This is a genomic window from Kineothrix alysoides, from assembly GCF_000732725.1.
Classification (GTDB): Bacteria; Bacillota; Clostridia; order Lachnospirales; family Lachnospiraceae; genus Kineothrix; species Kineothrix alysoides.
This window is the reverse complement of the sequence record NZ_JPNB01000001.1, coordinates 2046278-2067274: the sequence shown is the minus strand read 5'-3', so window position 1 is coordinate 2067274 and position 20997 is coordinate 2046278. Positions and strand designations below refer to the sequence as shown.

General features: G+C 45.2%; 19 protein-coding genes. All 19 read left to right on the top strand.

Annotation, left to right across the window (positions count from 1 at the left end):
• Nucleotides 1-4: 4 nt before the first annotated feature.
• The 19 genes from CC90_RS0109825 to purE all read left to right on the top strand — a co-directional run bounded on the left by CC90_RS0109825 (nt 5) and on the right by purE (nt 20993).
• Entirely contained in the window at nt 5-1498 is a 1494-nt protein-coding gene (locus CC90_RS0109825) for an ABC transporter ATP-binding protein (protein ID WP_035315559.1), read from the top strand.
• Entirely contained in the window at nt 1488-2438 is a 951-nt protein-coding gene (locus tag CC90_RS0109820; RefSeq protein ID WP_031390597.1) for a helix-turn-helix domain-containing protein, read from the top strand. The genes CC90_RS0109825 and CC90_RS0109820 overlap by 11 nt, the downstream gene beginning before the upstream one ends.
• Before the next feature lie 179 nt (nt 2439-2617).
• Nucleotides 2618-4402 carry an ABC transporter ATP-binding protein gene (locus tag CC90_RS0109810; protein ID WP_031390596.1) on the top strand — a complete coding sequence of 595 codons (1785 nt, stop codon included), beginning with the start codon at nt 2618-2620 and terminating at the stop codon, nt 4400-4402.
• Nucleotides 4395-6143: an ABC transporter ATP-binding protein gene (locus CC90_RS0109805; protein WP_031390595.1), complete on the top strand. Its 1749-nt coding sequence runs from the start codon at nt 4395-4397 to the stop codon at nt 6141-6143. The genes CC90_RS0109810 and CC90_RS0109805 overlap by 8 nt, the downstream gene beginning before the upstream one ends.
• Before the next feature lie 371 nt (nt 6144-6514).
• Nucleotides 6515-6889, top strand: coding sequence for an ACT domain-containing protein (locus tag CC90_RS0109800; protein ID WP_031390594.1), 375 nt, complete (start codon nt 6515-6517; stop codon nt 6887-6889).
• 73 nt (nt 6890-6962) lie between these two features.
• On the top strand, nt 6963-7748 hold the full coding sequence (gene yaaA / locus CC90_RS0109795; RefSeq protein WP_031390593.1) for a peroxide stress protein YaaA: 786 nt from the start codon (nt 6963-6965) through the stop codon (nt 7746-7748).
• Nucleotides 7749-7848: 100 nt separating this feature from the next.
• Nucleotides 7849-8709 carry an AraC family transcriptional regulator gene (locus tag CC90_RS0109790; protein ID WP_031390592.1) on the top strand — a complete coding sequence of 287 codons (861 nt, stop codon included), beginning with the start codon at nt 7849-7851 and terminating at the stop codon, nt 8707-8709.
• Nucleotides 8710-8976: 267 nt separating this feature from the next.
• Nucleotides 8977-10329, top strand: a complete 1353-nt coding sequence (locus CC90_RS0109785; RefSeq protein WP_031390591.1) for an MATE family efflux transporter — start codon at nt 8977-8979, stop codon at nt 10327-10329.
• A gap of 1 nt (nt 10330) precedes the next feature.
• Nucleotides 10331-10861, top strand: a complete 531-nt coding sequence (locus CC90_RS0109780; protein WP_031390590.1) for a BUD32 family EKC/KEOPS complex subunit — start codon at nt 10331-10333, stop codon at nt 10859-10861.
• Between the two features lie 177 nt (nt 10862-11038).
• The gene (gene rbr / locus CC90_RS0109775; RefSeq protein ID WP_031390589.1) at nt 11039-11641 is read left to right on the top strand and encodes a rubrerythrin; all 603 of its coding nucleotides are present in this window, start codon (nt 11039-11041) and stop codon (nt 11639-11641) included.
• 238 nt (nt 11642-11879) lie between these two features.
• Complete coding sequence (locus CC90_RS0109770) at nt 11880-12983, top strand: tetratricopeptide repeat protein (RefSeq protein WP_031390588.1); 1104 nt, start codon at nt 11880-11882, stop codon at nt 12981-12983.
• Between the two features lie 272 nt (nt 12984-13255).
• A complete protein-coding gene (locus tag CC90_RS0109765) occupies nt 13256-15646 on the top strand; it encodes a ribonucleoside triphosphate reductase (protein WP_031390587.1) in 2391 nt (796 codons plus the stop codon).
• A 22-nt stretch (nt 15647-15668) separates the two neighbouring features.
• Nucleotides 15669-16073, top strand: coding sequence for an NUDIX domain-containing protein (locus CC90_RS0109760; protein ID WP_031390586.1), 405 nt, complete (start codon nt 15669-15671; stop codon nt 16071-16073).
• 65 nt (nt 16074-16138) lie between these two features.
• Nucleotides 16139-17059 (top strand): orotidine-5'-phosphate decarboxylase, encoded by a 921-nt coding sequence (pyrF, locus tag CC90_RS0109755; protein ID WP_031390585.1) that lies wholly within the window; start codon nt 16139-16141, stop codon nt 17057-17059.
• Nucleotides 17060-17101: 42 nt separating this feature from the next.
• Nucleotides 17102-17776 (top strand): orotate phosphoribosyltransferase, encoded by a 675-nt coding sequence (gene pyrE, locus CC90_RS0109750; protein ID WP_031390584.1) that lies wholly within the window; start codon nt 17102-17104, stop codon nt 17774-17776.
• A gap of 14 nt (nt 17777-17790) precedes the next feature.
• Nucleotides 17791-17943, top strand: coding sequence for a hypothetical protein (locus CC90_RS24380; protein ID WP_031390583.1), 153 nt, complete (start codon nt 17791-17793; stop codon nt 17941-17943).
• A 44-nt stretch (nt 17944-17987) separates the two neighbouring features.
• Nucleotides 17988-18332 carry a DUF6142 family protein gene (locus tag CC90_RS0109740; RefSeq protein ID WP_031390582.1) on the top strand — a complete coding sequence of 115 codons (345 nt, stop codon included), beginning with the start codon at nt 17988-17990 and terminating at the stop codon, nt 18330-18332.
• Nucleotides 18329-20389: an aminopeptidase gene (locus CC90_RS0109735; RefSeq protein WP_031390581.1), complete on the top strand. Its 2061-nt coding sequence runs from the start codon at nt 18329-18331 to the stop codon at nt 20387-20389. Before CC90_RS0109740 ends, CC90_RS0109735 begins: the two co-directional genes overlap by 4 nt.
• A 100-nt stretch (nt 20390-20489) precedes the next feature.
• Nucleotides 20490-20993, top strand: coding sequence for a 5-(carboxyamino)imidazole ribonucleotide mutase (purE, locus tag CC90_RS0109730; RefSeq protein WP_031390580.1), 504 nt, complete (start codon nt 20490-20492; stop codon nt 20991-20993).
• Nucleotides 20994-20997 lie beyond the last annotated feature (4 nt).

Here is a 20997-nt window from a genome sequence, read left to right as displayed (position 1 = left end):
AAAAATGATAGAGTTTAAAGACCTCCGGTTTTGCTATACAGGTGAAGACGGTACTTCCGGGTTAAAACGAATCAATTTACATATAAGGAAAGGGGAGGCTGTTCTCTTGTGCGGCGAATCCGGCTGTGGAAAAACGACCCTGACCAGATTGGTAAACGGCCTGATTCCCCACTATTATGAGGGAACTCTGTCCGGGGAGATGAGAGTATGCGGCGAGAGTATACAGGACACTCCGCTGTATGATTTGGCGAAAACGGTAGGCTCTGTTTTTCAGAATCCTCGTTCCCAGTTTTTCAATGTAGATACTACCAGCGAGCTGGCCTTCGGCTGTGAAAATCTCGGCATGAGGGAAGGGGAGGTGCTTAAACGCGTTGCGCAGACTGCAGACGAGCTTTCCCTTAAGCCGCTGTTAGGCAGAAGCATTTTTAAGCTTTCCGGCGGAGAAAAGCAGAAAATCGCCTGTGGCTGCGTCAGCGCATTGGGACCGGGCATCATCGTGCTGGATGAACCCACCTCCAATCTGGATATGCGGAGCGTGAATGACCTTCAGAGCATTATAGCCGGATGGAAGGCGGAGGGAAAGACGATACTGATTGCCGAGCACCGCCTTTATTTTATGCAGGGAATCGCAGACAGGGTACTCTATATGAGAGACGGTGAAATCCGTGAAGAATATACGGGAGAAGAATTCTATAAAATGCCGCCTTCTTTCTTTCGTGAGAGGGGGCTTAGGAGTTTGGCTCTTACCAGACTGAACGGCTGCGGTGCATGTGCTGATTCCGAAAAGAAATGGCTGACTGTTAAAAATGTTCAGTTTTCTTATTCCAGGGGAGAACGGCTTTTGGATATCCCATTTGCCGAACTGCCCGAAAATGGAGTGATTGCCGTAATCGGTCACAACGGGGCAGGCAAAACTACCTTTGTAAGAAGTCTTTGCGGACTCTTGAGAAAGGACAGAAGCATACTTGAATATCAGGGGGATATCTGTAAGGCGAGAAAACGACTCGATTCATGCTATATGGTCATGCAGGATGTGAATCACCAGCTTTTTTCCGAAAGCGTGCTGGACGAAGTACTGATGTCTATGGAAAAGCAAGATGAGAAATCGGCAGAGAGCATTTTGGAAGCCCTCGATTTGCTATCCTTTAAGCAGACCCATCCCATGGCGCTGTCCGGCGGACAGAAGCAGCGTATTGCAATCGCTTCGGCGTTAGCATCAAGACGCAGTATCCTTGTATTCGATGAGCCTACCAGCGGTTTGGATCTTCGGCATATGGAAGAGGTGGCGGAAAGTATCAGAGAGCTGCAAAAGCAAGGCAAAACTATTTTTATTGTAACTCACGACCCTGAACTGATTCTCTCCTGTACCACCCATATTTTGCATATCGAAAAAGGGCGGATATGGGGCAACTACCCTCTTGATGAAGTGGGACGGGCAAAGATGATGGAGTTTTTTGCCGGAGACTTGTTGGGAAAAGAGGTGTGCTATGATTTTTGATGCGAAAGATATGGGAGATAATGTATGCAAGGTCTGTGAAAATGATGACTGTGCCGTATTCCGCCTTAGAGATGAGGGAGGAGAAGGCATCATGACTGTTTACGATGTATTTCCCGGTGTGTATCTTTTGTATAACGATTTTCATATGGAGCATTGCTTTTCAGGCTTTCGGCCGAAGACGGAAATGTTCTGCATCGATCATTGCCGCGAGGGCAGGATTGAGTGGAAGGTAGAGCAGAATAAATATGTTTATATTGAAGCCGGAGATGTACAGATTAATTCAAGAACCTATCACTGCCAGGATTTTCGTTTTCCGCTGAAACATTATCATGGCCTTACCATCGGTTTTTGCATTGATGAAGCAGGAGAATCCCTGCGTTATGTGATGGATGGATTTTCTGTGGATATCAGAAAGCTGAAGGAGAAGTTCTGCCCGGAGAACAAGGCCTTTATCATGCGTGCAGGCAAACAGATCGAGCATGTTTTCTCAGAGCTGTATCATTTGGCGGACCATGTGAGAATGCAATATTTCAGGATAAAGGTGCTGGAGCTTCTTTTATTTTTGGATGCGGCGGAGGTGGCGGAGGAAGGCGGTGAACGTCCGTATTTCTACAGGTCGCAGGTAGAAAAGGTAAAAGATATTGTGTCACTGCTCACTGACGATTTGGAGCAGCGGTATACCCTTGACGACTTATCAGAGCGTTTCAACTTTCCGCTCACATCGATGAAGCTATGCTTTAAAGGTGTGTATGGAACGTCTATCTACGCATATATGAAATCCTACCGCATGAACGCTGCCGCGCTGATGCTGAAAAATACGGAGGATTCCGTCGTGATGATTGCCGGGAGGGTTGGTTATGAGAATGCGAGCAAATTTGCGTCGGCTTTTCAATCGGTTATCGGAATGAGTCCGTCGGAGTACAGGAAAAGCGCTGTCTGAATGGAGCGCATAATGCGTGTCCGGAGCAGACGGAGAAAATTGGACAGAATATAATAAGAGACGTGCCTCAATATGTCCTGACCTTAAAAGTCTGGCGAAATTGGGGGGCGTCTTTATTAATAAAATCAAAAAAGTACGCATTGCGTATTTTTCTGATTAAACATTGGAGGTGCTTCGATATGAAGAAAAGTAAGAAAAAAGGTACGTTTACATCGGTGCTTTCCTTTGCCAGCGAGTGCCGAGGAAAAATGATATTATCTGTCTTTTTCGCTGTTATCAGTGTGGCGGGCGGATTGGTTCCTTATCTTGGGGTATACGAGATTATCCTGTTGTTTTTTGGAGGAAACGCTGCTCCCCGGACGATTCTTTTATGGTCGGGTGTTTCTGCCGGAGGGTATGTGGTAAAGCTATTATTTCATGGTATATCTACGAGCTTCTCGCATGTGTCCGCTTACCGGATTCTGGAAAGCATACGGCTGGAACTGTCCCGTAAGCTGATGAGGGCACCGCTTGGAAATGTATTGTCCCAAACGGCGGGAAATCTAAAGAATATTATTATGGACAGAGTGGAGACCATCGAGCTTCCGCTGGCCCACATGATTCCGGAAGGAATTTCCAGACTGCTTCTGCCTGTATGCGTGTTTGGCTATATGCTATTCATGGATTGGAGAATCGCATTGGCAGCCCTCGCCTGCGTCCCCCTTGGCGGGGCGGTGTATGCCGTTATGATGCGAAGTTACGGGTCACAATACGATAAGTATATGAAGGCATCTAATCATGTCAACAGCGTAATTATCGAGTATACGGAGGGCATTCAGGTAATCAAGGCCTTTAACCGGTCTGCCGGGTCCTATCGGAAGTATGAGGAGGCGGTAAAAAGCTTTAAGGAATTTACTCTCGACTGGTTTCGCTCTACGTGGGGGCTGATGAATCTGGGCAACGCTATTTTACCCGCCACAATGCTGGGGGTGCTGCCGGTGGGGATTCTGCTGTATTTAAACGGCGCGCTTACGCCCGCGCAGATAACTCTTGCAATGATTCTTTCCATGAGCATCATCGGTCCCGCAAGCTGGTTTACCGTTGCAGTGAACGATTTCAAGTCCATTCAGTATGCAATCGGTGATGTGAATGAAATACTGGATATGCCGGAGCTCCCGGAAGCAGAAGAGCCTGTTAAGTTAAGAGGATATGACATACAGATTCAGGATATATCCTTTGCCTATAACGATAAGCACGGAGATGTCCTGCAGGAAATAAGCCTGACGATTCCACAGGGCAGCTTCACCGCTCTTGTAGGTCCTTCCGGCAGCGGCAAATCGACGGTAGCGCGGCTGATAGCCAGATTCTGGGATGTATCGAAAGGTTACATATCGATAGGCGGAGAGGATATTAGAAGGATTCCTTTTTCGCAGCTTTCTGAGGCGGTCAGCTTTGTATCGCAGGAGAATTTTCTATTCAACTGTTCTCTGATGGAGAATATCAGACTGGGGAATCCGGCGGCCTCGGACGAGGAGGTGTTTGCGGCCGGAAAAGCAGCTTGCTGCGATGAATTTATCGGCCGCTTCGAAAAAGGCTGGAACACAACCGCAGGAGAAGCGGGGGGCAGACTTTCCGGCGGTGAGCGGCAAAGGATTGCCATTGCCCGTGCTATATTAAAGAATGCACCGATTGTTATACTGGATGAAGCGACCGCATTTACAGATCCGGAGAATGAGGCACAGCTTCAGGCTTCCATAGCGGCTCTTACCGAGGGAAAAACCCTGCTGGTAATTGCGCATCGGCTTTCAACGATTAAGGAGGCAGACAATATCATTGTTTTAAAGGACGGAAGGGTCGAAGCACAGGGGAAGCAGCAGGAACTTCTTAACACCTGTTCCTTATATAAGGAAATGTGGAAGTCGCACATAGGAGCTAAGAATTGGTCTGCCTCGAGTGCGGGAAGGGAGGAATTATATCATGTTTAGAACGATGAAACGTATTATCCGGTGGACCGGCGGGCGTAAGAGGCGCTTATATTGGGGATTCCTTTTTTCCTTTCTTCAAACGATGTTTACGGCGATGCCGATTATGGGGGCGGCTTACTTTCTGGACCTTATGATCAAGGATAGTCGGGATGAAATAGAATTATCACCTGTTTTGGCACTGTGGGCGCTTGTATTTATGATCGTAGTCATTTTGGGGCGTTTCTTGTTTTCCTATTTGAGGGCGACCTTTCAGGAGAGCATCGCTTATGAAAAAACCGCAGAAGAGCGTATTCGTATCGGCGACATTTTAAAAAGGGTATCCCTGGGCTTTTTCGATAAGAATAACACGGGAGAAATCAGCGGTGCGGTCACTACCGATTTGTCTGTTTTTGAAATGTATGCCATGAAGATGACGGATACTTTGGTGGGAGCGTACATTCATGCGGCAGCAATGATTGCATGTCTTGGCTTCTTCTGCTGGCAGGCTGCACTCATTTGCATTTTGGGAATTACGGGCTCAGGCTTCTTTTTGTATCTTCTCAGTAAAGGAAGCCATAAAAATGCTATAGTACATCAGAAAGCCCAAAACGAGCTGATTACAGCGGTAATCGAGTATATCCGGGGAATTGCCGTGGTCAAAGCGTATGGGCAGGAGGGGGTGGCAGTGCAGGGCATCCGGGATGCTTACTGTTCCCATAGAAAAATAAATATTAAAATCGAACTGGATTATGTGGGCTGCAATGCAATGCATCAACTATGTTTAAAGCTTGCCTCTGTCGCTGTCGTATTAGTGACGGCCTTAATGACTGTAGACGGCTTCTTGCCGCTGCCCGTTTTTCTTATGATGGCTATTTTTTCCTTCGAGTTGTTCTCCCAGGTAGAACAGGTCAATAATGCGGCGCATACCATGGAGCTTATGGAGACGGCTATGAATAAAATTGAAGAGATTGAAAAAGCCCGTTTTATCGACGAGGACTCTGTTCATAAGCCGCTTCTTAATTTTTCGGTGGGGTTTGAGGGAGTTTCCTTCGGATACGATAAGAGGAAGGTATTGGATAATATTTCATTTGAAATCCCGCAGGGTACCACTACGGCTATTGTAGGTCCGTCCGGCTCCGGCAAGACTACCGTCTGTAACCTTCTGGCCCGGTTTTACGACGTGAACAAAGGCCGTATCTGCCTTGGAGAAACAGATATTCGGGATTTGGCTTGTGACAGCCTGCTCAGCAATATCAGTATGGTATTTCAGAATGTCTATTTGTTTCATGATACGGTATTAAATAATATCCGCTTCGGAAAGCCGGAGGCATCTATGGAGGAAATTATTACGGCAGCAAAGAAGGCATGCTGTCACGATTTTATCGAAAAGCTTCCGGATGGGTATCATACGGTGGTCGGAGAAGGCGGTTCTTCCCTTTCCGGCGGAGAGAAGCAGCGTATTTCCCTTGCCAGAGCGATTTTAAAAGATGCGCCTGTTATTATTCTGGATGAAGCTACCGCCAGCGTAGACCCTGAAAACGAACATTTGATCCAACGGGCGATTTCTGCCTTGTCTAAAGGCAAGACGATGATTGTTATTGCACACCGGCTTGCCACTATCGAGAACGCACAGCAGATACTTGTGCTGGACGAAGGGAAAATTATACAGAAAGGAACCCACGAGGAGCTAATCGCACAGGACGGGTTATATAAGCGTTTTGTAGGGCTGCGGGAGAAAGCAGAAGGGTGGAAGCTGGCGTAAAATCATATGTTTTTCAAACCTTATAGCATTTTACTCAGCATTTCTGTGTATGAATTGCTGCCATGAAGCCGCAGGCTGGATTAAGAAAGAATGGAGCTTGCAGAAGAGATGGAAGGTATAATATTTTAACAATATTATACTGCGCCGAGCAGAGCGAGTGTGCATAAACATACTTTGTCCGCTTGCGGACAAGGTATACTTTTTATAAGAAATCAGTTATAATTAAAAAAGCTTTTTGGATTGAGCCTCCGAGTGTGAACGGAGGCTTTATCGCATACATGAAGGCGAAAAATAAAGGAGCGGCAAGTGTTCGGTGATTTGGCAGAAAGAAGAAGTTATAAAGAAAACAGAGAGCTGTGAAAGGATAGGATATGGATATAAAAATAATTGACAGAGCGTTTAGTGTGTGTAAGCTGGAGAATATGAAAGGGATAAATTTTGAGGATGAATTTTGCTTTCTTGGCAAGACGGACGAAGAGCTTTCGTTCGTTTGCAGCACGCAGTTCGTGCCTCAGAATACAACGCAGCGGGAGGATGGATGGAGAGCGTTTCGGATTGAAGGCGTTCTGGATTTTTCATTAACAGGAATCCTTTCGGAAATATCGGGAGTTCTGGCCGGAGAAAAAATTGGAATCTTTGCAATCTCTACTTATAATACGGACTACATATTGGTAAAAGAAGAAAACTTTGAAAAGGCGTTAAATGCTCTGAAGATGAAAGGGTATCATATAAAAGGGGAACTCTGAAAAGGGGAAACTTTAATGAAAGGATTACTCTGCGGCAAAGTCTGCGGACACCGGAAAGAGCAAGGCTATAAGTATGAAAATTATTATTTCTCCTGCTAAAAAGATGAATGTAAGAGAGGATTTACTCCCCTATGAAACCCTCCCATTCTTTTTGGAGCAGGCCGAAACTTTGAAGATTTATTTGAAAACATTGGATAGGAAAACACTCCAGCAAATGTGGAAATGTAACGATGCTATCGCTGATTTGAACGAGAGACGGCTTAAGACGATGGACTTGACGAAATGTCTGACCCCTGCGGTGCTAAGTTACGAGGGGCTCCAATATCTTCACATGTCACCATCTGTCTTTGATGACAGGCAGTGGGAATATGTGAAAGAGCATTTGTACATATTGTCCGGTTTTTACGGACTGCTTCGGGCGGCTGACGGAATCGTACCCTATCGGTTGGAGATGCAGGCGAAAATCGATATGGGACAAAACGGTGTTACCTATAATAGTCTATATGATTTTTGGGGAGAGCTCATCGCCCGGAAGCTTGCCCGGGAAGAAAAATTCATTGTAAATCTTGCATCAAAGGAATACAGTAAAGCGGTGGAAGCGCATCTGCCGCCGGAGACAGCGTTTATCACTTGTCAGTTTGTTACTTACAGGGAGGATAAAAAAGGCGGAAGAAAGCTGGTGACCAAGGGAACCGAGGCAAAGATGGCCAGGGGGGAGATGGTACGTTTTATGGCGGAAAGAAGCGTAGAGGATGCGGAAGGTCTGAAAGCCTTTGACCGCCTTGGATACTGTTATGAGGAGGCGATGTCAGACTCCGCTGCCTATGTATTTGTTAAGCAGCCTGATAAAACTATTTAAATAAACTTTTATTTTTTCGGGCAGAAAAAGTTGCGCATGAAAAGCAAAGCTATCCTATGATTGTATTGTAACAATCAATAAGGAAATGAGGGACAAAGAGATGGAATGGCTGGACAAAATGAATGCTGCGCTGAATTATATAGAAGACAATCTGACAGAAGAGATTGATTATACGGAAGCGGCAAAAAGAGCATGCTCCTCTTCTTATAATTTTCAACGGATGTTTTCCTTTATCGCGGATGTTCCCCTGGCGGAATATATCCGCAGAAGAAGGCTGACCCTGGCGGCACTGGACTTTCAAAAGGGTGGGGAAAATGTGCTCGATATCGCGTTAAAATATGGCTATGATTCGCCGGTATCTTTTGCGAGAGCATTTCAGAATCTGCACGGAATTACGCCGAAGGAAGCGAGAGAAAAAGGTGTTCTTCTTACTTTGTATCCCAAGATTTCTTTTAAGATCACAATCAAAGGAGTGAGTGAAATGAAATATCGTATTGAAAAAGTGCAAGGATTTCGGTTGGCAGGAACCGTGAAAACGATTACTACGGTAAACGGAGAAAACTTCAGGGTTATTCCGCAGATGTGGCAGGATGCATGTGAAGACGGAATCATGGAAAAGATGATGGATACCTGCAAGGAAGGAAGGCCGGAATTTTACGGAGTCTGCTATAATCCAAAAGGAGAGGAGTTCGACTACATGATAGCTGTAGAGTCCGATGCACCGTTATTGGAGGGCATGAAGGAGCTTATTATCAAGGAACAGGAGTACGTGAAATTCGAGTGCCGCGGCAAACTGCCTGAGGCACAGCAGAATATATGGAAGCGGATTTTTACGGAATGGTTCCCGAACTCCGGCTATGAGCAAGTGGAAGCGCCGGAACTGGAATGGTACTCGGAAGAAGATATGAACAGTGACTCGTATTTAAGCGAAATATGGATTCCGATAAGAAAATGTGAATAGAAGAAGGAAACAAAGCGCAGGCAGATAGGAAAAATAATATCTGCCTGCATTTTGTTCTATAATTAGGAAAGAGCACCTGTTGCAGAAAGAATGGATGCACAGCTACGCGCGCGGAATAAAAGCTGTGGCAGGTTCAATATGCAGAAGACAGATATAAAGATATATAAATGGAAGAAAATATGATAAAATCTGAGATATATATTATGTCGTAAACAGATGGAACGATGAAATTGTTCACAGGCAGGACAGGAGACTTGAAAAAAGGTTATGCAGACAACGAGGGATATGACGGTAGGAAGCCCGGGCAGACTGATGCTTGGTTTTGCTGTGCCGCTTCTTATCGGTAATGTGTTTCAGCAGCTTTATACCTTTGCTGACACGATTATAGTGGGACAGGCACTGGGAGTAAAGGCCCTTGCAGCAGTAGGCGCAGTGGAGTGGATGATTTTTTTACTGTTTGGATTTATTCAGGGTCTGACGCAAGGCTTTTCGGTGGCAATTGCCCAGCGTTTTGGGGCTGCCGATTATAAAGGGGTGAAAAAGGCCGTCATAAGCGCGGTATATCTGTCAGCAGCGGGAGCGGTACTATTCACTTTGGCAGGATTAGCGCTTATTTATCCGGTTCTTCGATTATTACATACGCCGGATGAAATTATCGGACTTTCCCATGGCTACTTGCGGATTTTATATGCCGGGTTACCGATTACCATGGCATACAATTTATTTTCAGCCATTCTTCGGGCACTTGGAAACAGTCGCACGCCCCTTCGGGCTATGACGGCGGCCTCTCTTTGCAATATCGTACTGGATATATTGTTCGTGTTCGGATTCGGCTGGGGAATGGAAGGTGCGGCCTTGGGAACCGTGCTGGCCCAGCTTTTGGCAACAGTTCTTTGTTTCGTGCAGCTGCATAAAATAGAGATACTGAGATTTACGGGGGAAGAGTGCAGGATGGAAATGCCGATGCTTTTGGAGCAGTGCAGGCTCGGCATACCTATGGGACTGCAAAATATGATAACGGCGGTTGGAGGAATGGTGGTGCAGTCTGTGATCAACGGCTTCGGAGTACTCTTTATTGCAGGATATACGGCAGCCAATAAGCTGTATGGACTGTTGGAAATCGCTGCTTCTTCCTATGGCTACGGAATGTCTACTTACACTGGACAGAATCTAGGTGCAGGGCTTTATGACAGAATAAGGAAGGGACTGCGGGCAGCAAGTGCGATAGGGATAGTGACAGCGTTACTTATGTCAACCATTATGCTGGTACTTGGAAAGAAGATTCTGCGCCTTTTCCTGGCAGGAGATGTGGCAGATGTGAATGCAGCCATAGGGACAGGCTATCATTTTCTCATCGTGCTGGCATGCTTTTTCCCGCTCTTATATTTGCTGTATATAACGCGTGCCTGTGTGCAGGGTATGGGCAATTCGATACTTCCTATGTTTTCCAGCGGAGTACAACTTGTGATGCGATGCGGTTGTGCGCTGACACTGCCGCTTTTCATCGGTGAAAGCGGAGTGTTTTACGGGGAGGTTCTGGCGTGGATAGGAGCGGACATCATGCTGGGCTGGTGGATTAAGGTGCGTTTCTCACAGTGGAAAGGAAGAGAGGAAAAATAGTATGGAACAAATGCGGGTCAACGGTAAAGAATATACGGTAATAGGGCTTCTGGGAAAAGGCAAGGGAGGATATTCCTATCTGGCGGAGGATGAAAGCGGAAGGTATGTGCTAAAACAAATTCATCATGAACCCTGCGATTACTACCAATTTGGAAATAAGCTGGAAGCGGAAATGCGCGATTACGCCCGCTTGGAAAAAAGCGGTATACGGATTCCAAAGCTCCTTGCATCAGATGAAAAAGAGGAAAGGATTTTAAAGGAGTATATAGACGGGCCTACCGTATATGAGCTGATTCTTACGGGAAAAATGGAAGAGCGATATCGGGAGCAGATTCGTCATATGTGCGGCCTGCTTTACCCTCTGAATCTGAACATCGATTATTTTCCTACGAACTTCGTGGCGTCAGACGGATTCATCTGGTATATCGATTTTGAATGCAATGAATATATGGAGGAGTGGAATTTCGAAAACTGGGGCATAAAGTATTGGTCAAAAACGAAGGAATTCATGGATTATGTGAATAAAGCTTAATAAAATAGAAAATAATGAATATTAAGGCGGCGGCAGGATGTAACTGCCGCCGGTATTTTCTGTAATAGGAAAGCGCCCCTGTTATGGAAAATGCCGATGCGCAGTTGCACGCGTGGAACAAAAGCAGTGCCTGCTGCGAAGAAGAAGCAGAATGAGAAGAAAGGTATGGTGACTGTGATGGGAGCAGATTTTAAGAACAGTGAGACGAAGGATAATCTGATGAGGGCGTTCGCGGGAGAAAGCCAGGCGAGAAACCGCTATACATTTGCGGCCTCCAGGGCCAAAAAGGAAAATTTATATGTAATCAGCGCTATTTTTGAATATACGGCGAATCAGGAGAAGGAACATGCCGAGGTTTTCTATAATCATTTGAAGGAGCTGTCAGGAGAAAATATTCATGTGGACGGCAGCTATCCTGTGGATATCACAGACGATGTATCAGAGCTTCTGCGCATGGCTCAGCATAACGAATATGAGGAACATGATTCGGTGTATAAGTCATTCGGAGACAAGGCGAGGGAGGAGGGCTTTGACAAGGTAGCCGCTTCCTTCCATATGATTGCCCAGATAGAAAAGCTCCACGGCGACCGCTTCGGAAGGTTTGCGCAGCTTTTAGAAGAAAAAAGGCTGTTCATATCCGATGTGAAGACTGCATGGTTCTGCTTAAACTGCGGTTTCGTATACGAAGGAGAGGAAGCGCCGAAGAACTGTCCGGTATGTGACCACGACAGGGGTTACTTCATCCGTTTTGAATTATCACCTTATGAGTCTTTGCAGTAATAAAGGAATTCTTGTGAAAGAAACGAGTTAAGGATACGCTTGCTTATCTTTGGCGATTACCCGTGGTGTATTTGCGTTGCTGATAACGGAGTAAACAGTAACGTAATTGATGAACGGAAAAAGTTTGTGACTTTTAAAGGGTTGTAGGAGGATAAAAAATATAGTAGTATAATATAAAATACCGATATAAAAACAAAGATCTTATTGCACAGAAATAAGATTTTTAATCTGCAGATTTATGCTTGCGGCGGAAAGACTGCAAAATGAGAAGAAGGGCATGGTTATTGGCATGAAGGAACAAAAGAGGATTTTTCAAATAATCTTGGCAGGGGCAGTTTTGTGCTGCATACTTTCCGGTTGCGGTCAAAAGGATAAGAACGCCAGCATCAAGGAAGGTATGGCGGCGGTGGAAGCTCTGGATTATAATGCGGCTCTTCAATCCTTTGAAAAAGCTATGGTGGACGGTGAGAATCAACGTCTTTTATATAGAGGACAGGGACTGGCTTATATGGGGCTTACAATGTATGAGGAGGCGGCAGCTTCTTTTGAGAAGGCCCTTAGTCACAGCAACGGACAAGTGGATGAAATCGATTATGATATCAATTATTATCTGGCTACTGCTTATTACAAGATGGGAGAGACCGATAAGAGCATAGAGGCCTATAATTCCATTATCGCTCTTTTGCCGAAGGATAAGGTGGCATATTACCTGCGGGGGTGCCTGAGGATTGGTACGGATTTCGATAAGGCGAAGGCAGATTTCGACAAGGCGATTTCGCTGGCGAAGGAGGATTATACTCAGTTAATCGATATTTACCTCGTACTGGAGGAAAACGGTTATAAGGAAGTAGGGCAGGAGTATTTGCAGTCGGCCCTGGAGAGCGGTTCGAAGTCCATGACCGATTACGAGCGAGGCAGGATGTATTACTATTTGAAGGATTACGATAATGCCAGGAATTATTTGGAAAAGTCGCGAAAGACGGCAGGCTATGAAGCGGTGCTGCTTTTGGGGAAAACCTATGAGGAACTGGGAGATAACAATTATGCGGTAAGCGTATATAATAGCTTTATCGCGGACGACCAGACCAATGCCAAGGTTTATAACCAGCTGGGGCTTTGCAAGATGAATATGGGTGCGTATGAGGAAGCGCTGAGTGCCTTTCAGACGGGAATGAATATCGAGAATAATAATATGATGCAGACGTTGAAATTCAACGAAATCGTTACCTATGAGTATCTGGGAGATTATAAAAAGGCAGCAGTGCTTTTGGACAGCTACCTATCTACATATCCCGATGATGAAGCCGCGAAGAGAGAATATACTTTCTTACAGACGAGATAATTTTAAGGCATTAGAGTATGACTGGAGTATGTATTTTGTCTCGGTCATAGAGATTTATGGTCAGGCAGATAAAAACGTAAAGACACAAGATGTTGTGTTGACATAAAAATGTTGACATAATATCTTGTGCTTTTTATTGACTTTTCACTGGTAAGATGTTACAATTTTACTAATCGGTGTTTACATAGAGTTATGTGAACCTAAAAAGAATATGGGGGAGCGTCTGCATCAGGGGGTGCGGCGTTCGATAATGTATGTAGGGAGGAATTGAGATGTTTCAAGTAATTAAAAGGGATGGAGAAACTACAGATTTTACATTGGCAAAGATTAGTGATGCTATCATGAAGGCTTTCAACGCTACGGACATGCAGTACAACAATGATATTATTGATTTGCTGGCGCTTCGCGTTACGTCCGAGTTTCAGAATAGAGTGAAGGAAGACAGGGTGAATGTGGAAGACATTCAGGATAGCGTGGAAAGAGTCTTGGAGCAGACCGGATATGCGGAGGCTGCCAAAGCGTTTATTCTCTACCGCAAGCAGAGAGAAAAGATGCGCAATATGAAATCTACCATTCTCGATTATAAGGATGTAGTCAACAGCTATGTAAAGATAGAGGACTGGCGGGTAAAGGAGAACTCTACCGTAACTTATTCGGTGGGTGGCCTTATTCTTAGCAATTCCGGCGCGGTAACGGCTAATTACTGGCTTTCTGAGATATACGATCAGGAAATCGGAGAGGCTCATAGAAATGCGGATTTGCATATCCATGATTTGTCCATGCTTACCGGCTATTGTGCGGGCTGGTCTCTCAAGCAGCTTATTCAGGAAGGGCTGGGAGGCATTACCGGCAAGATTACTTCTGCCCCGGCATCACATCTTTCCGTATTATGTAACCAGATGGTAAACTTTTTGGGCATTATGCAGAATGAATGGGCAGGCGCACAGGCATTTTCTTCCTTCGATACTTATTTGGCTCCCTTTGTCAAGGCAGATAATCTGACTTATCCGGAAGTGAAGAAATGCATCGAGGCATTTATTTATGGCGTTAATACACCAAGCCGCTGGGGAACACAGGCTCCCTTTTCCAATATCACGCTGGATTGGACGGTACCGGAGGATTTAGCAGAGCTTCCGGCAATCATAGGCGGCAAAGAGGTGAATTTCAAATATAAAGACTGCAAAAAAGAAATGGATATGATTAACAAGGCATTTATCGAGACGATGATTGAGGGCGATGCCAATGGAAGAGGTTTCCAGTATCCGATACCGACTTATTCCATTACCCGGGATTTCGATTGGTCCGATACGGAGAACAACAGACTCTTATTCGAGATGACCTCCAAATATGGGACACCTTATTTTTCCAACTATATCAATTCCGATATGGAGCCCAGCGATGTGCGCAGTATGTGCTGCCGCCTCCGTCTGGACTTAAGAGAGCTTCGCAAGAAGACAGGCGGCTTTTTTGGTTCGGGCGAAAGTACGGGAAGCGTGGGCGTAGTGACGATCAATATGCCAAGAATCGCTTATCTGTCATCCAATAAGGACGACTTCTACAAGCGTCTGAATAAGATGATGGATATTGCGGCCAGATCTCTTAAGATAAAAAGAGGAGTTATTTCCAGACTGTTGGAAGAAGGACTTTATCCTTATACCAAGCGTTATCTTGGCAGTTTCGAGAACCATTTTTCCACCATCGGCCTTATCGGCATGAATGAGGTGGGATTGAATGCGAACTGGCTGCGGGCGGACATGAGCAATAAGGGAACGCAGGAATTTACCAAAGAAGTATTGAATCACATGAGAAACAGACTTTCCGATTATCAGGAAAAATATGGTGATTTGTATAATCTGGAGGCAACTCCGGCAGAAAGCACCACATACCGTCTGGCGAAGCACGATAAGAAGAAATGGCCCGCGATCAAGACTGCAGGCAATCCGGGGGATACGCCTTATTATACAAATTCCTCCCATCTGCCGGTAGATTATACCATAGATGTCTTCGATGCTTTGGACATACAGGACGACTTACAGACCTTATATACATCAGGAACCGTATTTCACGCGTTCCTCGGTGAGAAGCTTCCTGACTGGAAGGCGGCGGCGAAATTGGTAAAAACAGTTGCCGATAATTACAAGCTGCCCTATTATACACTATCGCCTACCTACTCAATCTGCCGTGAACACGGTTATCTGGCAGGGGAGCAGAAGGCGTGTCCTCACTGCGGAAAGGTTACGGAGGTCTACAGCCGTATTACGGGATATTACAGACCGGTACAGAACTGGAATGACGGCAAGCTTCAGGAATATGCCAACAGAACAGAATACAGTGTAGCACAGTCTTCCTTAAAAAAACCTATGACCCGTATGGTCACTCTGTCGAATTATGAGAAGGAAATCAGCGTAAAAGTAGAGAAGCCGGAAGCGGTAAAATATCTTTTTACCACGAAGACTTGCCCTAATTGCAAATTGGCGAAGGAATATCTGAAAGAAGATAAGTATGTTCTTATCGATGCGGAGGAGAATATGGAACTTGCCGGCAGATATGGTATTATGCAGGCTCCTACACTGGTAGTAACAAACGGAGATGAATATAAGAAATACGTAAACGCATCCAACATTAAAAAATATGTGGACAGCCGGGAGGCAGTCATCGCATAGCACAGCATAACGGGAGGACAGTATGGAGAATATTTATTTAAGAGTAAAGGGGATTATTAAAAAGGACGATAAATATTTACTGATAAAAAGATGGGTGGACGACCGTATTCCCGACCCCTTTATATGGGAGTTCATCGATGCTGAAGTAAATTACGGAGAGGCGCCTGATGATGCAGTTTTACGGGCAATCAGAGAACTTTTATCCGTGGAAGGCAAAATTGACCGTATTGTGTATACGTGGTCGCAGATGGTAGGAGATTCACAGTGTGTGGGAATCGCTTACCTATGCAGTATCGACGGGAACGACGAGGATAACATTGTATTGTCGGAGGAATACGGAGAATTGGACTGGGTAGAAAAAGATAAAGTATCGGATTATGTGGAAAACATATACGTGCTAAAGGATTTAGAAGGCGTTGCACTTTAAGACAACGCCTTTTGTGCGTTACGGTTTTGGGAGAACGAGGGAAAGAAGGAGAGGAAGAAAAAATTATGATTAACGAATTGGTAGCTAAAATTCAAAAGACAAATGCGCCTATTGTGGTGGGCTTGGACCCGATGTTAAAATACATTCCGGAACATGTTACCGGGAAAGCTTATAAGGAATTCGGAGAGACGCTTGAGGGCGCAGCCGAGGCAATCTGGCAGTTCAACAAAGAAATCGTAGACAATATCTACGATTTGATTCCGGCGGTAAAGCCGCAGATCGCGATGTATGAGCAGTTCGGTGTGGAAGGAATGATAGCTTTTAAGAAGACAGTGGATTATTGCAAGGAAAAAGGGCTGGTAGTAATAGGCGATATTAAGAGAGGCGATATCGGTTCTACTTCGGAAGCTTATGCGGTAGGACACTTGGGCAAGGTTCAGGTGGGAAGCAAGTCCTGTTATGGCTTCAATGAAGATTTAGCTACGGTAAATCCTTACCTTGGCTCGGACGGAGTAGAGCCTTTCATCGATGTATGTAAAAAGGAAAAGAAAGGCATCTTTATACTCGTTAAGACATCGAATCCCAGCAGCGGAGAATTTCAGGACCGCCTGATTGACGGCAGACCGCTTTATGAAATCGTAGGAGAAAAGGTTGCCGAATGGGGAGCGCAGCATATGGGAGAGTCTTACAGCTATATAGGCGCAGTGGTAGGAGCGACCTATCCTGAAATGGGGAAGGCCCTTAGAAAGATTATGCCGAAGGCTTATATCCTCGTGCCGGGCTATGGCGCGCAGGGCGGAAAAGGTGCCGATTTAGCGCACTTTTTCAACGAGGACGGACTTGGAGCCATCGTGAATTCTTCCAGAGGCATCATTGCGGCATATAAAGAGGAAAAATACGCAGGTTTCGGAGCGGAGAATTTCGGGGCAGCATCTCGTGCAGCGGTAGAGGATATGCAAAAGGACATCGCTTCGGCGCTTAAGTAATTTGAAACAGATAGTGAAAGAATAAGGAGAACGTGCAGGACTATGGAAAGTTATAAAAAAGAGTTTATTGAGTTCATGGTTGACAGTCAGGTACTTAAATTTGGAGAATTTACATTGAAAAGTGGACGTAAGTCTCCGTTTTTTATGAATGCGGGAGGCTATGTGACAGGCACACAGCTTAGAAAGCTTGGAGAATATTATGCCAAGGCGATTCACGATAACTACGGGTTAGACTTTGATGTGCTGTTCGGGCCGGCCTATAAGGGAATTCCCTTAAGCGTGGCGACGACCATGGCGATCAGCGAGCTTTACGGAAAAGATGTCAGATACTGCTCCAATAGAAAGGAAGAAAAAGACCACGGCGATACGGGTATCCTTCTGGGAAGCAAGTTAAAGGATGGCGATAAGGTAGTGATTATCGAGGACGTGACCACCTCCGGCAAATCCATCGAAGAGACATTTCCCATATTAAAGGCGCAGGCTGATGTGGACATCAGAGGGCTGATCGTTTCCCTGAATCGCATGGAAAAAGGCCAGGGGGATAAGAGTGCGCTGTGTGAGATCAAAGAGAAGTATGGCTTTGAGGCTAATGCTATCGTAACGATGGAAGAAGTAGTAGAGTATTTGTATAATAAGCCATATCGTGGTACAATCTATATTAATGATGAATGTAAAACGGCAATCGATACATATTATGAAACATATGGTGCCAAGTAGAGAGGAGAGCGGTTATGGAGGAAAGAATTTATAAGATTATGGGCGGTTCAGGAGCTTTGAACATCGCGATTGGTGTCGTAGCTCTGGTGGCAGGGATTGCGAGCGGAGTTCTTCTTATTATAAGCGGGGCGAAGCTTTTAGCCGGCAAATCGAAAATCTTATTTTAAATGACAGGGGCATTCGAAAAAAGAATGCCCTTTTAGGGGTAATTATGAACCGCAGAAATTATAGAACGAGCCGTAAAGGCGGATATATCTTTACGACAAAGAAGCATCCGGAAAAGGGAATTATGTCAACTGCTTTGGGAATAATTTCTATCATTTCCATTGCTGCGGCAGTGTATTTGTCTTACCGAAACGCAGGAGCGGCGGTGACACAGTATGGAGCGGCAGTTTTTTTGGTAACCCTTTTTTCCCTGGCGGGATTGGTTTTGGGAATACTTTCCAGGATGGAAAAAGACAGGTATTATTTATTTTCTTATTTGGGAATTGGATTTAATGTCGTGGTATTAGCTATGATAAGTATTATTTTATATGCAGGAGCGTACGGAGTATGATTGATAATTTATTGGAACGATATGAGCTTTCGTTAGAAAGAATTAAGGAGTTGCGTGAGGATAGATCTTTAGAGGAGAGGTATGGGAAATACTTCAACAAGACAGCTTCCTTTTTATGTGAGATGGTGGATACTTACGAATATGTAAAGAGCGGGCAGCTTAAGAGAGCATCCTTGGAGGAATTGAAAGAGCACAACAGAAAGCTGTATGCGGATGTGCGGCCGGAAGCATACGAGACGAGCTATGCGAATCCGGCATACGCGGTAAAGGAATTTGGAGAGGAGTATGGGCAGCTCCTATCTTTTTTGTATGCGGAGCTGAGAAGTTTGATCGTATTTACTTATGAACAGGATATGTTCGAGATGGTTATCCGTATGGAACTGTTCCTGGAGATGTATTATGCGTTTTACAGCGCATACGAGGAGAAGAAGGAGCCGGTTTACGAGGAATTGAGGCAGATCGTATATTGGTTTATCAGCGATTATTCAGAGCCGGAAGCAGAAAAAAGACTTAGGCAGCAACTGTGTCCGGAAGAGGACTTCGCTTTGAGAATCATTATGGACAGTGACTTGGAGGATTTACGCTACCTTTATTATTTTGGAGAATATGTGACGGACAGCGAGCTGGAGACGGCAAGGCATCTGAATCATATGCCGGATAGCGAAATCAAGCTTATGGCGGATACTTATACGGAAGGATACCGTATAGGCTTTGAGGTATGCGGCAAAGACATTACGAAGAAGAAGAGCGTGAATATAAGATACTCTTTAGGCTTTGAACGGATGATAAGAGAGGCGGTACGCAATTTCGAGAAAATAGGTATGAGGTCAGTCATACACCGGGCAGGAGTCAGCGTCTTTCAAGGCAAAGGCGTAAATAAAATCGGTTATTACGGCACCAGCGCAAACAAGCAATACGACTATGACCACAAGGACGATCAGGCTCTTTACCTGGATAAGCAGTATGTGAACCGTAGGCTGGAGGTACTGAAGGAGGCATATGAGGCACTGAAGGAAGAAGCAGGATTACTTGGAGGTCCTGCAGTAGTGGAAATATTCGGGGAAAGCCCCTTCGCACCGGAGACCAAAAAAGAGGCACTTCGTCTTTCTGAGAAACAGCAGAAGCTATCCGTGGAACTGATGGCGGCGACAGGAGAGCTGCAGAATGAATATATCAAGGGGGAAGAGAGAAGCTTTACCATTATTTCCTTCCCGGTACCGCCTATCGGAGATAAATACGAGGAAATCTTTGATGAAATTGTTAAAATAAATACATTGGATTATAAGCTTTATCGCGATATCCAGCAGGTCATTATCGATACTTTGGATCGAGCCCGGTATGTAACGATAAAAGGCATGGGAGAGAACAAAACCGATTTGAAAATAAATCTGCATGAGCTTAAAGATCCCGAGAAGGAGACGAATTTCGAAAACTGCGTGGCGGATGTGAATATTCCGGTAGGAGAAGTGTTTACCTCACCGAGACTTACGGGAACAGAGGGTGTGCTCCATGTAAGCCGGGTATTTTTGGGAGAACTGGAATATAAGAATCTTGAAATTGTCTTCAAGGACGGCATGATAGCCGATTACGGATGTACCAACTTCGATACGGAGGAGGAGAACAAAAAGTATATAAAGGAAAACGTTATGTTCCACCACGATACGCTTCCTGTCGGAGAGTTCGCCATAGGAACAAACACGGTCGCGTATGTGGCCGCTTTAAAATACGGAATCGGAGATAAGCTGCCGATTTTGATTGCGGAAAAGATGGGGCCGCATTTCGCGGTAGGAGATACCTGCTATTCCCATGAAGAGGATATGATTACGTATAATCCCGACGGCAAGGCTATTATCGCCCGGGAGAACGAGGTTTCTGCCCTTCGAAGAACAGACAGCAAAAAGGCGTATTTCAACTGCCATACGGACATTACCATTCCCTATGACGAGTTAGGAGAGCTGTCTGCGGTAACGGGAGACGGAGAGGTAATCCCTGTCATTTTAAACGGAAGGTTCGTTCTGCCAGGCTGTGAGGAATTGAACAGGCCCCTCGTCAACTGAGCCGGACCTTATAAAAATCTAAGAAAATATAGGTTGCGTGCTTAATGTAATTTTAGTAAACTTAAAGAAGAAATATATAGAAAAAAGAGGAGAAATTGTGATGGCAAAAGTTGGAATTGTTATGGGAAGCGACTCGGACATGCCTATTATGGCGAAGGCTGCCGATATTTTGGAGGAGCTTGGAATTTCTTATGAAATGAAGATCATCTCTGCACACAGGGAGCCGGATGTGTTCTTTGAATACGCAAAGAGTGCGGAGGAGAAGGGCTTTAAGATAATTATTGCAGGAGCGGGAATGGCAGCCCATTTACCGGGTATGTGCGCGGCGATTTTCCCTATGCCAGTCATCGGTATTCCTATGCACACAACATCCCTTGGAGGAGTGGATTCCCTTTATTCCATCGTACAGATGCCTTCCGGTATTCCGGTAGCTACTGTTGCGATTAACGGCGGGGCCAACGCCGGAATTCTGGCAGCAAAAATACTGGCGACATCGGACGAGGCACTGCTTTCCAAACTGAAAGAATACAGCAAGACTTTGGAGACCAGCGTTCAGAAAAAGGATGCGAAGCTTCAGGAAGTTGGCTATAAGAACTACAAATAGCACA

Bases quoted from the DNA above. Each gene is read 5' to 3' on its own strand.
- CC90_RS0109825 (WP_035315559.1), top strand. From the start codon at position 5: ATGATAGAGTTTAAAGACCTCCGGTTTTGCTATACAGGTGAAGACGGT.
- CC90_RS0109820 (WP_031390597.1), top strand. From the start codon at position 1,488: ATGATTTTTGATGCGAAAGATATGGGAGATAATGTATGCAAGGTCTGT.
- CC90_RS0109810 (WP_031390596.1), top strand. From the start codon at position 2,618: ATGAAGAAAAGTAAGAAAAAAGGTACGTTTACATCGGTGCTTTCCTTT.
- CC90_RS0109805 (WP_031390595.1), top strand. From the start codon at position 4,395: ATGTTTAGAACGATGAAACGTATTATCCGGTGGACCGGCGGGCGTAAG.
- CC90_RS0109800 (WP_031390594.1), top strand. From the start codon at position 6,515: ATGGATATAAAAATAATTGACAGAGCGTTTAGTGTGTGTAAGCTGGAG.
- yaaA (WP_031390593.1), top strand. From the start codon at position 6,963: ATGAAAATTATTATTTCTCCTGCTAAAAAGATGAATGTAAGAGAGGAT.
- CC90_RS0109790 (WP_031390592.1), top strand. From the start codon at position 7,849: ATGGAATGGCTGGACAAAATGAATGCTGCGCTGAATTATATAGAAGAC.
- CC90_RS0109785 (WP_031390591.1), top strand. From the start codon at position 8,977: ATGCAGACAACGAGGGATATGACGGTAGGAAGCCCGGGCAGACTGATG.
- CC90_RS0109780 (WP_031390590.1), top strand. From the start codon at position 10,331: ATGGAACAAATGCGGGTCAACGGTAAAGAATATACGGTAATAGGGCTT.
- rbr (WP_031390589.1), top strand. From the start codon at position 11,039: ATGGGAGCAGATTTTAAGAACAGTGAGACGAAGGATAATCTGATGAGG.
- CC90_RS0109770 (WP_031390588.1), top strand. From the start codon at position 11,880: ATGCTTGCGGCGGAAAGACTGCAAAATGAGAAGAAGGGCATGGTTATT.
- CC90_RS0109765 (WP_031390587.1), top strand. From the start codon at position 13,256: ATGTTTCAAGTAATTAAAAGGGATGGAGAAACTACAGATTTTACATTG.
- CC90_RS0109760 (WP_031390586.1), top strand. From the start codon at position 15,669: ATGGAGAATATTTATTTAAGAGTAAAGGGGATTATTAAAAAGGACGAT.
- pyrF (WP_031390585.1), top strand. From the start codon at position 16,139: ATGATTAACGAATTGGTAGCTAAAATTCAAAAGACAAATGCGCCTATT.
- pyrE (WP_031390584.1), top strand. From the start codon at position 17,102: ATGGAAAGTTATAAAAAAGAGTTTATTGAGTTCATGGTTGACAGTCAG.
- CC90_RS24380 (WP_031390583.1), top strand. From the start codon at position 17,791: ATGGAGGAAAGAATTTATAAGATTATGGGCGGTTCAGGAGCTTTGAAC.
- CC90_RS0109740 (WP_031390582.1), top strand. From the start codon at position 17,988: ATGAACCGCAGAAATTATAGAACGAGCCGTAAAGGCGGATATATCTTT.
- CC90_RS0109735 (WP_031390581.1), top strand. From the start codon at position 18,329: ATGATTGATAATTTATTGGAACGATATGAGCTTTCGTTAGAAAGAATT.
- purE (WP_031390580.1), top strand. From the start codon at position 20,490: ATGGCAAAAGTTGGAATTGTTATGGGAAGCGACTCGGACATGCCTATT.